The sequence below is a fragment of the Miniphocaeibacter halophilus genome, from assembly GCF_016458825.1.
Taxonomy (GTDB): Bacteria; Bacillota; Clostridia; order Tissierellales; family Peptoniphilaceae; genus Miniphocaeibacter; species Miniphocaeibacter halophilus.
Genome location: NZ_CP066744.1, coordinates 1,333,385 through 1,349,660, shown reverse-complemented (window position 1 = coordinate 1,349,660; position 16,276 = coordinate 1,333,385). Strand labels below are relative to the sequence as shown.

The 16,276-nt window shown below is 31.2% G+C and carries 6 protein-coding genes and 1 other annotated feature; of the genes, 3 read left to right on the top strand and 3 right to left on the bottom strand.

Annotated elements, in window-relative coordinates:
• Positions 1–72: 72 nt before the first annotated feature.
• From JFY71_RS06540 to JFY71_RS06530, 3 genes are all read right to left on the bottom strand, one after another.
• Complete coding sequence (locus JFY71_RS06540) at positions 73–1,665, bottom strand: hypothetical protein (protein ID WP_243660020.1); 1,593 nt, start codon at positions 1,663–1,665, stop codon at positions 73–75.
• Positions 1,666–2,581: 916 nt separating this feature from the next.
• On the bottom strand, positions 2,582–10,378 hold the full coding sequence (locus tag JFY71_RS06535; protein ID WP_243660019.1) for a cell wall-binding repeat-containing protein: 7,797 nt from the start codon (positions 10,376–10,378) through the stop codon (positions 2,582–2,584).
• A gap of 513 nt (positions 10,379–10,891) precedes the next feature.
• Positions 10,892–12,481 (bottom strand): ABC-F family ATP-binding cassette domain-containing protein, encoded by a 1,590-nt coding sequence (locus JFY71_RS06530; RefSeq protein ID WP_243660018.1) that lies wholly within the window; start codon positions 12,479–12,481, stop codon positions 10,892–10,894.
• Positions 12,482–12,859: 378 nt separating this feature from the next.
• Positions 12,860–13,113: a binding site (T-box leader), on the top strand.
• 101 nt (positions 13,114–13,214) lie between these two features.
• Here JFY71_RS06530 and JFY71_RS06525 point away from each other — a divergent pair.
• The 3 genes from JFY71_RS06525 to JFY71_RS06520 all read left to right on the top strand — a co-directional run bounded on the left by JFY71_RS06525 (position 13,215) and on the right by JFY71_RS06520 (position 16,215).
• Complete coding sequence (locus tag JFY71_RS06525) at positions 13,215–14,663, top strand: tryptophanase (protein ID WP_243660017.1); 1,449 nt, start codon at positions 13,215–13,217, stop codon at positions 14,661–14,663.
• A 241-nt stretch (positions 14,664–14,904) separates the two neighbouring features.
• The gene (locus tag JFY71_RS12115; protein ID WP_338041885.1) at positions 14,905–15,117 is read left to right on the top strand and encodes a GNAT family N-acetyltransferase; all 213 of its coding nucleotides are present in this window, start codon (positions 14,905–14,907) and stop codon (positions 15,115–15,117) included.
• A 186-nt stretch (positions 15,118–15,303) separates the two neighbouring features.
• Positions 15,304–16,215 carry a LysR family transcriptional regulator gene (locus tag JFY71_RS06520; RefSeq protein ID WP_243660016.1) on the top strand — a complete coding sequence of 304 codons (912 nt, stop codon included), beginning with the start codon at positions 15,304–15,306 and terminating at the stop codon, positions 16,213–16,215.
• Positions 16,216–16,276 lie beyond the last annotated feature (61 nt).

Below are 16,276 nucleotides of genomic sequence, written 5' to 3'. Positions count from 1 at the left end.
ATAATTAAAATCTATTTTTTGTTAATCTAACTTACTAAAATACAAGCCGATGCTTTCTTGCACCGGCTAGTTTTAATCCTTAATTGAATTAATATTAAACTGGGTTCCTAAATTCTCTCCAGTAACATTTAATTTATCACCAATTTTTACAAATGGTAATTTTGTACTTGCCTTTATTGGAGCCACAAATACTAATTCGCTTCCGTCAGCCCTAATGAAATAACTTGTATTTCCCTCTATTGTTACAGGGTAGATTTCCCTTACTGTTATTTCCATATCCTCCAAAGCCGATTCATCTATTTCTCTGTCTATATTAGTCGAATCGTAAATTGCTAAAGCTTGTTCTATTGTGCTTCCTGTTGCAACATTTTGATAATTTTGTGCATCAATAAAAGCAAATGTCTTAATTAATCCGGCATTATCCTTTAATGATAGAAAATAGGTCGGTCTATTATATAAATTTATTAAAATTGGGAAAGTTGCATTATAGCCTTTCTCTTGTACTGCACCTTCTGCAGAAGCCATGGCTGATTTTTCATCGGCAGATGACACAGGGAAGAACTTAGTCTCCTTAGTTCTCATATTAACAAGTACAAAACCAATATTGGATTCATCTGCTAAGACAGATGTAATTCCTGTATAAAGATAAATGTCATTTCCTAGAGAAAGGTAATTATATCCATCTGTTGGCTCAGTAACTCCTCTTTGACCAAAATATTGATTAATGAACCCTCCTTGTAACCTTCCGTTCCAAGTAAGTTGTTCAACAATTCTATCAGCTGAATAAACCCTGTCTATCCATTCAGGAACATCCCCAACCTTGTACCTATTTGTATCACCAGTAACTGCATCAACAACTATAACTGAATTTGCATCCATTCCACCAATTAAACCAACTGTAGGTTTTACAGTAGAAGCTACCCAAAATGGATGGCCTTCATCATCTGTTTCAAAATTTATTTCATCTATTAAAGCTGTTGGATATTTAAAGCGCATATGTCTTTTAATATCCCTTGAAAATTTATCTGAAAAAGAGTATTTAATTGGTTTCTCCAATTTTTTTAACTCTACATCCTGTTCTACCATATCGACAGAAATATAATAAGGAATTCCATTTTTACTGTTTTTTAACCATTTTATAATATCGGAATAAATTAAGGGAGTATTTCTCATAGGTTTGCCGTTAACAGTAGCTTGACTGTAAGTTTGATCAATATCATATTGGGATACTAAGTCTTCAATTTCCCCCATTTTTCTTGACCCTAACTTCACTGCTGTGTCCCTATCTACTACCGGAATTCTATCGAAATCCACCTGCTCAACATCTTCACTAAAAATCCCATCTTCTTTTTTTATAATATTGGCATATCTTCTCGCATGAAATGGAACAAGGGAAAATAGATTCATAATTAGGAATATTCCCCATCCAATCGCTAGAATTCCAATTCCAATTTTAGAAAATTTGAAAACATCCTTCTTGTTTCTTGTGAAAAACACATAATAGGACAATAAAAAAACAATAACTACTACCGTTAAAAACATATAAAAATCAATAGAATACAAATTAATCGGTGGTAGGTAAATATAGAACACAATAAAGGAAATAACCAAGGCAACTATAGTTGCTAACACAAAATTATTTTTAATACTAAATTTACTTTTCATTTATAACCTCACTAAGTTTTATGTATAATCTTTAAGAATATTTTAAGTAAAATATTGTATATTAATAATGTCAAAGATAAAACTTTTTTTCATATTATCTTCCTTTTAAGAAAAGAGATGGGATTAAAGCCCATCTTTTTGTATTTTAAAAGTCAGTAGTACAATATTTAAATAACTTATTACTTTAACTTATACCCAATTACAACAAAATATCTAATATTAATATTTTTCCAATTTTTTAAGAATTATTTAAGTTATTTAATGTAATATATAATCAAAGTTAATAAACTTTTTCATATACAACTTCCTTTTTAAGAAAAGACGAGATTTATTTCTCGTCTTTTTATGTTCATATATTAGAATAAAATATTTTCTTGTATTTTTTCCTAATATTTTAAGAATTATTTAAGCTTTTTAATGTAATATATAGTTAAAGTTAATAAACTTTTTCATATACAAACTTCCTTTTTAAAAAGACGAGATTATTTCTCGTCTTTTTACATTTTATAATTAATATTTTAAATTTTCCTAGTTTTTTAAGAATTATTTAAGCTATTTAATGTAATATATAATCAAAGTTAATAAACTTTTTCATATACAACTTCCTTTTTAAGAAAAGACGAGATTTATTTCTCGTCTTTTTATGTTCATATATTAGAATAAAATATTTTCTTGTATTTTTTCCTAATATTTTAAGAATTATTTAAGCTTCTTAATGTAATATATAGTTAAAGTTAATAAACTTTTTCATATACAAACTTCCTTTTTAAAAAGACGAGATTTATTTCTCGTCTTTTTACGTTTACTACAATTTTATAACTAAAAAACTCCTTCTGTAATAAATCCAGAAGGAGTTTTTATTTTCCCTAATATTTTTCTTTATTTTTATTATAACTAAAGAAAAATACTACTATTACTATCTATTGCCAAGTACATAATCCATAACAACTTCTGGAACATAATTTCCTCTGGATAATACTATTGGATAACCGTTCTTTGCTGCATATGGTGCTCCAACTATTGCATCTGGGAATACTTCTCCACTTGCTATTACTGCATGTTTTGGTTTTACATATACTTGTTCTGCTACTAATACTGATGTTTCGTATCTGTCAGCACCAGCTATTCTATCTACTGTTGCAAATTTCTTAACTTCATTTGCTACTGTACCTGATACTGAATTAACTCCTCCACCAATAGTAACCTTAGATAAGTTCCAGTCTTTTATTGTTTTTGCTGTACTTGCTGGTAACTCCCTTGGTTTTGTTAACAGTATTGGCATATTTTGTTCTACTCCCATAGATGTCATTGCTATAGCATCTGGGAAGTTTGTTCCATCAACTAATATTGCCTCTGTTTTACTTCCTGTTAAGCTTCTAACTTGGTTTCCTACAAGTATTGCTGTATCATATCTGTCCGGTCCACCAATTCTTTCAACTGTATAAGCAGATAGTTCTTTTTCTACTTTTTCAGATATTGAATTATTTCCGCCTACTAATATTACTTTAGTCGCTCCAAGTCTACTTATTTCTGCTTTTACTTCTGCCGGAATAGCATCTTTTCTTGTTAACATTATTGGCGCATCTAATTTATTTGCAAGTACTGTTGCTGTTAATTCATCTGTATATTTTTCTCCACTTGCCAGTAATACTATATTGGATTTGTTATATTCCTTTGCTACATCTGCTGATGTACCATAACGGTCTTTTCCAGACAGTCTGTGTTGTACAAAGTCCATTAACTGATTTTCTACATTCTTGGTTAAGGTCTTAGGTCCTCCAACTAAGGTTATTTCTTTTATAGTACCTATTGGTTTTCCCGGTTTACTTGGCTCTGTTGGTTCCGTTGGATCTGTTGGTTCCGTTGGTTCCGTTGGATCTGTTGGTTCCGTTGGATCTGTTGGATCTGTTGGATCTGTTGGATCTGTTGGTTCCGTTGGATCTGTTGGATCTGTTGGTTTCGTTGGATCCGTTGGATCTGTTGGGTCTTCAGGTACTTCTATATCTATGTCTGGTGTAGTTATATCATCATCACCAATTTTTACTGTATTCTTTATACTACTTTCTTCTACAGTTGATACTTCTGCTGCTTTTGCTGTTATGGTGATTTCTATTTCTTCACCTGATTTTAATGTTACAGTACCTTCTATCTCGCCATTTTCATATTTAATATCATGATCCAAATTTTCTGGTGTAGTTTTTATATCTACATTTATATCTGTTAATGCCTTTGGTAATGTATCTTTTATTGATAGTTCTTTGGCTTCTATATTTCCTGTATTCTTAACTTTGATTACATATTTAATAGCATCTCCAGCTTTTACTTTTGTTGCCTCTTTTACTTCAGCATCATTTACATATGCTGTCTTGGATTTTTCAAGTCCTCCTACATCTATGTCAGGTGTTGGTATATCTTCACCATCAATATTTACTGTGTTCTTTAAACTTGTTCCTACTTTTGCATCTTCTGCCACATTTCCTGTTATTGTAATAGTTATTGATTCATTTGGTTTTAATGTTATTTTACCTTCTATCTTACCAGCTACTTTTACACTACCATCTTCATTTAATTCAGGTTCTGTATAGTTGATTTTATCTTTTAAAGCTTCTGGTTCTACAATTACTTTTATTCCTGTTAAAGCTTCCGGTAGAGTATCTTCGATTTCTACTTCTTTGTCTTCTTTTGTAGAATTCTTTACTTCTATTACATATTTGATAGCATCGCCAGCTTTTACTTTTGTTGCCTCTTTTACTTCAGCATCATTTACATATGCTGTCTTGGATTTTTCAAGTCCTCCTACATCTATGTCAGGTGTTGGTATATCTTCACCATCAATATTTACTGTGTTCTTTAAACTTGTTCCTACTTTTGCATCTTCTGCCACATTTCCTGTTATTGTAATAGTTATTGATTCATTTGGTTTTAATGTTATTTTACCTTCTATCTTACCAGCTACTTTTACACTACCATCTTCATTTAATTCAGGTTCTGTATAGTTGATTTTATCTTTTAAAGCTTCTGGTTCTACAATTACTTTTATTCCTGTTAAAGCTTCCGGTAGAGTATCTTCGATTTCTACTTCTTTGTCTTCTTTTGTAGAATTCTTTACTTCTATTACATATTTGATAGCATCGCCAGCTTTTACTTTTGTTGCCTCTTTTACTTCAGCATCATTTACATATGCTGTCTTGGATTTTTCAAGTCCTCCTACATCTATGTCAGGTGTTGGTATATCTTCACCATCAATATTTACTGTGTTCTTTAAACTTGTTCCTACTTTTGCATCTTCTGCCACATTTCCTGTTATTGTAATAGTTATTGATTCATTTGGTTTTAATGTTATTTTACCTTCTATCTTACCAGCTACTTTTACACTACCATCTTCATTTAATTCAGGTTCTGTATAGTTGATTTTATCTTTTAAAGCTTCTGGTTCTACAATTACTTTTATTCCTGTTAAAGCTTCCGGTAGAGTATCTTCGATTTCTACTTCTTTGTCTTCTTTTGTAGAATTCTTTACTTCTATTACATATTTGATAGCATCGCCAGCTTTTACTTTTGTTGCCTCTTTTACTTCAGCATCATTTACATATGCTGTCTTGGATCTATCTACGTCTATTTCTGGTGTTGGTATATCTTCACCATTTACAACTACTGTGTTCTTTAAACTTGTTCCTACTTTTGCATCTTCTGCCACATTTCCTGTTATGGTGATTTCTATTTCTTCACCTGGTTTTAATATTACAGTACCTTCTATCTTACCTGCTTGTGTTACTTTACCATCTTCATCATATTTAGGTTCTGTATAGGTAATTCCTTCTACTAAACCTTTCACATCTATTTCTGTTAATGCTTCCGGTAGAGTATCTTCGATTTTTACTTCTTTGTCTTCTTTTTCTCCAGGATTTTTTACCTTGATTACATATTTGATTGCTTCTCCAGCTTTTACTTTTGTTGCCTCTTTTACTTCAGCATCATTTACATATGCTGTCTTGGATTTTTCAAGTCCTCCTACATCTATGTCAGGTGTTGGTATATCTTCACCATCAATATTTACTGTGTTCTTTAAACTTGTTCCTACTTTTGCATCTTCTGCCACATTTCCTGTTATTGTAATAGTTATTGATTCATTTGGTTTTAATGTTATTTTACCTTCTATCTTACCAGCTACTTTTACACTACCATCTTCATTTAATTCAGGTTCTGTATAGTTGATTTTATCTTTTAAAGCTTCTGGTTCTACAATTACTTTTATTCCTGTTAAAGCTTCCGGTAGAGTATCTTCGATTTCTACTTCTTTGTCTTCTTTTGTAGAATTCTTTACTTCTATTACATATTTGATAGCATCGCCAGCTTTTACTTTTGTTGCCTCTTTTACTTCAGCATCATTTACATATGCTGTCTTGGATTTTTCAAGTCCTCCTACATCTATGTCAGGTGTTGGTATATCTTCACCATCAATATTTACTGTGTTCTTTAAACTTGTTCCTACTTTTGCATCTTCTGCCACATTTCCTGTTATTGTAATAGTTATTGATTCATTTGGTTTTAATGTTATTTTACCTTCTATCTTACCAGCTACTTTTACACTACCATCTTCATTTAATTCAGGTTCTGTATAGTTGATTTTATCTTTTAAAGCTTCTGGTTCTACAATTACTTTTATTCCTGTTAAAGCTTCCGGTAGAGTATCTTCGATTTCTACTTCTTTGTCTTCTTTTGTAGAATTCTTTACTTCTATTACATATTTGATAGCATCGCCAGCTTTTACTTTTGTTGCCTCTTTTACTTCAGCATCATTTACATATGCTGTCTTGGATTTTTCAAGTCCTCCTACATCTATGTCAGGTGTTGGTATATCTTCACCATCAATATTTACTGTGTTCTTTAAACTTGTTCCTACTTTTGCATCTTCTGCCACATTTCCTGTTATTGTAATAGTTATTGATTCATTTGGTTTTAATGTTATTTTACCTTCTATCTTACCAGCTACTTTTACACTACCATCTTCATTTAATTCAGGTTCTGTATAGTTGATTTTATCTTTTAAAGCTTCTGGTTCTACAATTACTTTTATTCCTGTTAAAGCTTCCGGTAGAGTATCTTCGATTTCTACTTCTTTGTCTTCTTTTGTAGAATTCTTTACTTCTATTACATATTTGATAGCATCGCCAGCTTTTACTTTTGTTGCCTCTTTTACTTCAGCATCATTTACATATGCTGTCTTGGATCTATCTACGTCTATTTCTGGTGTTGGTATATCTTCACCATTTACAACTACTGTGTTCTTTAAACTTGTTCCTACTTTTGCATCTTCTGCCACATTTCCTGTTATGGTGATTTCTATTTCTTCACCTGGTTTTAATATTACAGTACCTTCTATCTTACCTGCTTGTGTTACTTTACCATCTTCATCATATTTAGGTTCTGTATAGGTAATTCCTTCTACTAAACCTTTCACATCTATTTCTGTTAATGCTTCCGGTAGAGTATCTTCGATTTTTACTTCTTTGTCTTCTTTTTCTCCAGGATTTTTTACCTTGATTACATATTTGATTGCTTCTCCAGCTTTTACTTTTGTTGCCTCTTTTACTTCAGCATCATTTACATATGCTGTCTTGGATTTTTCAAGTCCTCCTACATCTATGTCAGGTGTTGGTATATCTTCACCATCAATATTTACTGTGTTCTTTAAACTTGTTCCTACTTTTGCATCTTCTGCCACATTTCCTGTTATTGTAATAGTTATTGATTCATTTGGTTTTAATGTTATTTTACCTTCTATCTTACCAGCTACTTTTACACTACCATCTTCATTTAATTCAGGTTCTGTATAGTTGATTTTATCTTTTAAAGCTTCTGGTTCTACAATTACTTTTATTCCTGTTAAAGCTTCCGGTAGAGTATCTTCGATTTCTACTTCTTTGTCTTCTTTTGTAGAATTCTTTACTTCTATTACATATTTGATAGCATCGCCAGCTTTTACTTTTGTTGCCTCTTTTACTTCAGCATCATTTACATATGCTGTCTTGGATTTTTCAAGTCCTCCTACATCTATGTCAGGTGTTGGTATATCTTCACCATCAATATTTACTGTGTTCTTTAAACTTGTTCCTACTTTTGCATCTTCTGCCACATTTCCTGTTATTGTAATAGTTATTGATTCATTTGGTTTTAATGTTATTTTACCTTCTATCTTACCAGCTACTTTTACACTACCATCTTCATTTAATTCAGGTTCTGTATAGTTGATTTTATCTTTTAAAGCTTCTGGTTCTACAATTACTTTTATTCCTGTTAAAGCTTCCGGTAGAGTATCTTCGATTTCTACTTCTTTGTCTTTATTAACAGGGTTTCCTTCTTCATCAACTTCTGTTTCATCAACTTTAGAAGTGTTCTTTACCTTGATTACATATTTGATAGCATCACCAGCTTTTACTGTTGTATCTTCTTTTACTTCAACATCATTTACATATGCTGTCTTGGATCTATCTACGTCTATTTCTGGTGTTGGTATATCTTCACCATTTACAACTACTGTGTTCTTTAAACTTGTTCCTACTTTTGCATCTTCTGCCACATTTCCTGTTATGGTGATTTCTATTTCTTCACCTGGTTTTAATATTACAGTACCTTCTATCTTACCTGCTTGTGTTACTTTACCATCTTCATCATATTTAGGTTCTGTATAGGTAATTCCTTCTACTAAACCTTTCACATCTATTTCTGTTAATGCTTCCGGTAGAGTATCTTCGATTTTTACTTCTTTGTCTTCTTTTTCTCCAGGATTTTTTACCTTGATTACATATTTGATTGCTTCTCCAGCTTTTACAGTTGTATCTTCTGTTACTTCTGTATAATCAAGTTCTTCCTGTCCTTCTACTTCTTTACCTATATATGCAACTTTTGATCTTTCTAATTCTGGTTCAGCTGTTAGTCCCGGTAAGCCTCTCATAAGCACAAGTTCATACATATATCTATCATAGAGACCTCTTTTAGCATCTCCATTTTGATCATAACCTTTCTCATAGTCCCAACCCCAAGCAACGGAACCTGATCCATCATTAGATGTTTTAAATAAATTTCCATCTGCATCTAAAAACACTGATGAAGAACGTTCTGTTGATATATCTACCATATAACTTGGTTGTTGAAATGTAAGATCAATCCATTTTTCTTTAGGATCGATTGCAGGCATTCCCTTTTCATTAGTTCCCTTTTTATAATAATATCCAGCTTTACGACCTGATAAGATATTAGTTGTTTTTTGATATTCTAATTGATTTCCATAATTATCAAGAACATTTCCCTTCTCATCTTTAAGCATATATTTTTCATCCCATACTGTTGGATGAAGGGAGTTAAAACCATAGCCTTTATATGTTATATTTGCTGTTTTACTATTTGTTTCAGTCGCGTATTTAGGGAATTTTGCATCTTTATCATATATTTGTGTATCCCCATCTCCAATTATTCTAGGATATAAACGAGCTTCATTGGTTCTAATGTCATTAGCTGTTTCATATCCACCTTCTCTAGCTTGTCCGAAATATCTACTATATCCCCATGCCCAAGACCTTCCATGTTGGTCTATGAAAAATGATACAGATTCTCCAGCTGCGATTTTTTTAGCAATTGGATCATACTTGTTACCAACATCTTCTTTAGCTATTTTAATTTTTTCTGGAATAGATATATTTCTATCTGGTTTTCCAAAAATTTGTCCCCACTCATAAACAATTCCATCACCATCTAGTGCAAGATTTCTAGAATAGCTAGAATCTATATCAATTATATTAGATAAAGTTTCTATTTTATTAAATTCTGTAGTAATTCCTGAAGTTTTTCCATCACCTAAAGCACCATAAACTCTATTCCCCATAGACCATACTGTGCCATCATCTGCTAATGCTAAGGTATAATTATCTCCTGGTGAAACTTTTGTAAACTTTACTCCCTTAGGTTTTGAAACCATTACAGGAATGTTTACATATCCTGCTTCCCCTGGAATTCTGCCATTGTCAGCATAACCCCACATCCAAATATCACCATCTACATCTACTGCTGCTATATGATGTGCTTGGTTTGCCTTAGCTGGATAAAAATCTACTATTTTCTTATCAATTTCTACTTTTATTGGAGTAGGATTTATTAATCTATTAAAACCAGCTCCCATCTGTCCTTCCGTTCCACGTCCCCAAGCATAAACGTCTCCACCTTCTGACAATGCATAACCTGTTTCATAACCTGCAGCTATTTTCTTTATTTTTATACCCTTATCTACAAAATATGGAATTTGCATCATTCCGCCAAGGTAGTTTTGTTCCCCTTCTGTTTTGCCTATTCCTGTCCTTCCAGCAATATTATATCCCCAAGACCAAACCTTACCTTCAGAATCTAAGGCGTGACCTCCTAACTTTCCTGATGCTGTTTGAATAAATTTAACATTTGAAAGCTGTCCGTATGTCGGAGCAGGTTCGCTATAGTCAAACTTATAATCTTGTGTTTGCTCTAATGGACCTCCTGTTGCTGCTATATAATTTTCAAGTATATCTTCCGCTGTTAAATATTTGTTTTCTTGTCCTGTTTCTTCTTCCGCTTTACTTACTGTAGGTAATAAGCCTGGAGTTATTACCATTGAAAGTATTAGCATAAAAGAAATAAAACTCTTTAAAGCTTGTGGAAAATATTTTCCACTTTTCTTACTATTCATTTTAACCTCCATTTTATTATTAATATTAATTATTTTTTATTAACTGTATTTAAAATAAAAATGTCTTTTAACTTATTATTGACAATATGTTTTTTATATAAATACAATGTTAATAAAGTTTAATATTTTACTATTATTATATCATAGGTTGTTTTATCTTATAGTTCATTTCTTTTATACCCTTATTAAAATAGCAATATTTTTATATATTTAATAAGATTTCACAATTAAATTATTTTATTTAATATAGTAGATTTAAAGCTTTACCCTCTTTTCCCCATATAGTATAAATAATTATATTATAGTTATATTTTTATATATTATTTTAGTTATTTATTAATTACTTAAATCATATATATTTCCTTGTATATATCACTGTTGTTTTTTACTAATATAATTGAATTTTTCAAATAATAATTTTCTTATATTTTATATGTTTTTTCAATAAAAGAAAGAAGGTTGCCCCCTTCTTTCTTAATAATTTTTTCTTATTTTCTTCTATAGTATATGGTATTATTTTCCTATAAATCTTTCTATAAATTCTTCATAATTCATTTTTCTGTCTTCAATTATCTTTTCGTCCAGTTGAATAATTCTATTGGCTATACTATTTATAAATTCTGTGTCATGGGAAGTAAATAAAATATTTCCCTTAAAGGCTTTTAAACCGTTGTTAAGGGCAATTATTGATTCCAGGTCCAGATGGTTTGTTGGTTGGTCAAATAATAGTACATTTGAACCAAACATCATCATTTTAGACAACATCATTCTTACTTTTTCTCCACCTGATAGTTTATCCGCCGGTTTTAAGGCGTCATCTCCTGAAAATAACATTCTTCCTAGGAAGCCTCGTATATAGATTTCTGACTGTTCTACTGAATACTGTCTTAACCAATCGATTAAGTTTAGTCCAGTATTGTCAAAATAGGAACTATTATCCCTTGGAAAATATGATTTTGTAATAGTTTGCCCCCATTTATAGCTGCCTTCGTCTGCTTCTAATTCTCCTACTAGTATTTTAAATAGGCTAGTTATGGATATCTCATCTCCAATAAAGGCTATTTTTTCATCTTTATTTACCCTAAAGCTTACATTATCTAAAACTTTTCTTCCATCTATGGTTTTGGATATTTCGTTTACTTCTAGAATTTGGTTTCCAGCTTCTCTTTCCATTTCAAATCCTACAAAGGGATATCTTCTTGTTGATGGTTGTAAATCCTCTATTTGAATTTTATCCAGTAGTTTTTTTCTTGATGTTGCTTGTTTTGATTTTGATTTATTTGCAGAAAAACGTTGAATAAAACTTTGTAATTCCTTTATTTTTTCTTCTTTTTTCTTATTTTGTTCTTTTATTAGTCTAGACATTAATTGACTGGATTCATACCAAAAGTCATAGTTTCCAACAAATATTTTTATTTTTCTAAAGTCTATATCTACCATATGGGTGCATACATTGTTTAAAAAATATCTGTCATGGGAAACTACTATAACCATTCCTTCATAGTCTATTAAGAAGTTTTCCAACCATAGTATAGACTTAATATCCAAATCGTTTGTAGGCTCGTCTAGTAAAAGTATGTCCGGTTTTCCGAATAGGGCTTTTGCCAGTAAGACTCTTACTTTTTCCCTACCTGTTAATTCCCTTACATATTTATTATGCTTGTCTACATCTATGTTAAGGCCTTGTAAAATAGTTGCAGCTTCGGATTCTGCCTCCCAGCCATCCATTTCCAAAAACTCTTCTTCTAGTTCCGCCACCTTTATTCCATCTTCTTCATTAAAGTCCGGTTTTGCATATAGCTCATCTTTTAAATGCATTATTTCTACTAATCTTGGATTGCCGGATATTACTACATCTATTATTTTTTCGTCGTCAAATTGATTATGGTCCTGTTCCAAAACCGACATTCTTTCATTTTTATCTATTGCAATTGTTCCTGTATCAGGTTCTAATTCTCCTTGTAATATTCGTAAAAATGTAGATTTACCTGCTCCGTTTGCCCCTATTACTCCATAGCAATTGCCTTTTGAAAATGTTAAATTAACATCGTCAAATAATTTTTGCCCTTGAAAGCTTAAACTTAAATCTGTTATGTTTATCAAATTTTTTCCCCTCTAAAAATATTTCTTAAATTTTCTAATTATATACACCAAAAATCTAACCCAAATAGCAAGTCCCAATATTGCAAGAATAGTTTTTAATATACGTGATTGTATTGTTAGTTGTACAAAAAATATATTATAAAACAAAAACCCTACTAATATTAGACCAATTATTAAAAGTAATATTTGAATTATTTTTATTAATACATTATTTACCATAGTATTCCTCTTTATTTTTAGTCTACACTATAATATATACTCTTTATTTATTTTAATCAATATAAAACCTACAATAATGTATGGTTTATTAATATTATTTATAGCTATTAATTAATTGACTATATACTTTATTTATGATATGCTTTAACGTAATAAAATAATATGGTTATTACAAGAATAAGTAGTTTTTATACTTTACTTAAGAGAGTTATCGGTTGGTGTAAGGTAATGTAAAATATTAAAACGAATACATCTTGTAGCTTCTCATCGAAAAATAATATAAGTAGGTTGAGACGGGATTACCCGTTACAGTAATAGGATGTTATATATTTTTATATTGCACCCGAAAAGGTTAATTTCGCAAGGATTTAACAAATTGAGGTGGTAACACGGGTTATACACTCGTCCTCTTTCACCAAAGAGGATGGGTGTTTTTTTATTATTTAAATACTTAACCTATACACCACTTACTATTAAAATAAAAAAATGTTTATTAATTCTAGGAGGATTACAAATGGCAAATATCGAATTTTTTACTGGAGAGAATATACCACTGGAAATGCATAAGGTACGCATAGTACAAAAACTTAATTTACCACCTGTTGAATACCGTAAAGACGCTATGGAAAAAGCAGGCTTTAATACTTTTATGCTACAAAATAAAGATGTTTTTATGGATATGCTTACTGACAGTGGCGTTAATGCAATGAGTGACAGACAACAAGCAGCTATGATGGTGGCGGATGATAGCTATGCCGGTAGTGAAACTTTTACAAGATTACAAAATAAGGTAACAGAAATATTTGGAATGGAGTATTTTCTACCTGCTCACCAGGGACGTGCTTGTGAAAATATTTTAGCTGAAGCTTATGTTAATGAAGGCTCTGTTATTCCTATGAATTTCCATTTTACTACTCCTAAAGCCCATATAACCAGACTTGGCGGTAGGGTTGAAGAGTTGGTTATAGAGGAAGGTTTAAAAATAAATTCAGATCATCCTTTTAAAGGAAATTTTGATACAGATAGACTTCGTAAGTTAATTGAAGAAGTTGGTCCAAATAATATTCCTTTTATACGTTTAGAAGCAGGAACTAACCTAATTGGTGGACAACCTTTTTCTTTAGAAAATGCTAGGGAAGTGTGTGCTATTGCAAAAGAGTTTAAGATTATGACTGTCCTTGATGCAAGTCTATTACAGGATAATCTTTACTTTATAAAAACAAGGGAAGAATCTTGTAAGAATAAGTCTATTAGGGAAATTACAAAAGAACTTTCCGACTTAATGGATATAATTTATTTTTCTGCTCGTAAATTAGGTTTTGCTCGTGGCGGTGGAATTTGTATACGCTCTGAAGAAGATTTAAAGAAAATGAGAGAACTAATACCTTTATTTGAAGGCTTTTTAACCTATGGTGGAATGTCCGTAAGAGAAATGGAAGCTATTGTAGTTGGTTTAGATGAAACAATGGATATGGATGTAATTTCACAAGGTCCTAAATTTATTCAATATATGAGTGATGAATTACAAAAACATGGTGTACCGGTAGTAACACCTGCCGGTGGTTTAGGTTGTCATATTAATGCTGGTGAATTTGTATCTCATATTCCACAGGAGGAGTACCCTGCCGGCGCCTTAGCTGCGGCAATTTATATTGCTGGTGGAATTAGAGGAATGGAAAGAGGTACACTGTCTGAACAAAGAAATCCTGACGGCTCTGAACAACTTTCTGAAATGGAATTAGTTCGTCTAGCAATGCCAAGAAGGGTATTTACCTTGTCACAAGTTAAATACGCTATTGATAGAATAGTTTGGTTATACAATAACCGTGACCTAATTGGTGGACTAAGATTTGTTGACGAACCTAAAACCTTAAGATTCTTTATAGGGAAACTGGAAGCAACTTCAGATTGGCCTGAAAAACTAGCTAAAAAGTTTAGAGAGGATTTTCCTGAAAGTTTATAGGAACACACAAATAAAAATATCTTCTTTGCAAAATTAGGAGAAATACTTGAAACTTATAATCAGAGAATTAAAAGCAAAGAAATACCATATTTAAAAAGAATTTACCTATCAAGCTATTTTTCAAAAAGAAAATAATAAGCTAATTCCTAGAATTATTTTAGATGACTCTGGATTAAAAATATACTATGAAAACTTTAATGACAATACCGATATATACTTTGTTGCAGAAGTAGAATAAAATATTATTGGTGCTACATGGAGTAGACTTTTTCCTGAAAATATAAAAGGTTATGGCTTTATAGATAGTCATACTCCTGAGCTTTCTATATCTATTTTACCTAAGTACATAGGTTATGGTGCCGGCTCTAAATTATTAAAAGAAATACTCCTAGCTTTAAAGAAAAAAGGCTATAGCAAAGTTTCACTAGCTGTTCAAAAGAAAATCCGGCTTTAAATCTGTATAAAAAATTTAATTTTAAAATATATCAGGAAGTAGAAAATGATTTAATTATGTACTGTAATTTAAAAAAACCGCTGTTTAGCGGTTTTTTTATTCAGTTTGTATATATTATTTGTAAATTTAACATACAGCTATATAGTTTCATGCTATAATAAATGTATCAATTTAACGAGGTGTTATATGACTTTACAACAACTAAAATATATAGTTAAAGTTGCAGAAAAAGGCTCTATTAATGAAGCTGCTAAAGAACTCTTCATTTCCCAACCAAGCCTTTCAAATGCAATTAAGGAGCTGGAAAAGGAATTACAATTTGCCATTTTTATTAGGAACAACAGAGGCGTAGTTCTTACAAATAAAGGAACTGAGTTTTTAGGCTACGCTCAACAGGTTTTAACCCAGGCCGACCTTTTAGAGGCAAAGTATATTAAGGGAACTGTAAAAAAACAAAGATTTGCAGCGTCTTCCCAACATTATCTTTTTGTTGCAAATGCTTTTGTTGACCTAGTTAAGGACTATTCTGATGAAGAATATGATTTTACCTTAAACGAAACTACAACCTATGAGGTTATTGAACATGTTAAAACAATGTATAGTGAGATAGGTATAATTTATCTTTCAAATTATAATGAGGCCGTTATTAGGAAGATGTTGTCTGAAAATAATTTAATTTTTAAGGAGCTCTTTACTGCTAAACCACATGTTTTCCTTTCAAAGAAACATCCTTTAGCAAATAAAAATATAATCGAGATTGCCGAATTAGATGATTATCCTAAAATTTCATTTAACCAGGGAATGTACAATTCCTTTTATTTCTCTGAGGAGGTTTTTAGCTATTTGCCTGTAAAGAAAAGCATTCGTGTAAGCGACCGTGCTGCAGTTGTTAATTTTATGATAGGTTTAGATGCCTACACCTATTCTTCCGGAGTTTTCCCGGAATATTTACACGGTGGAGATATAATTTCTGTTCCTGTTAAGGCCGACGAAAAAATTCAAGTAGGTACAATTGTTCATAAAGATGTGGTTTTATCGGAAATTGGCAAAAAGTTTTACGATATTCTACTGGATTACTCTAAGGGATTTAATAGCTAGAATTATAGCCTAAGTCTATATCACGGTATATTTAATCTATCTTATACTATAACTTTTCTTT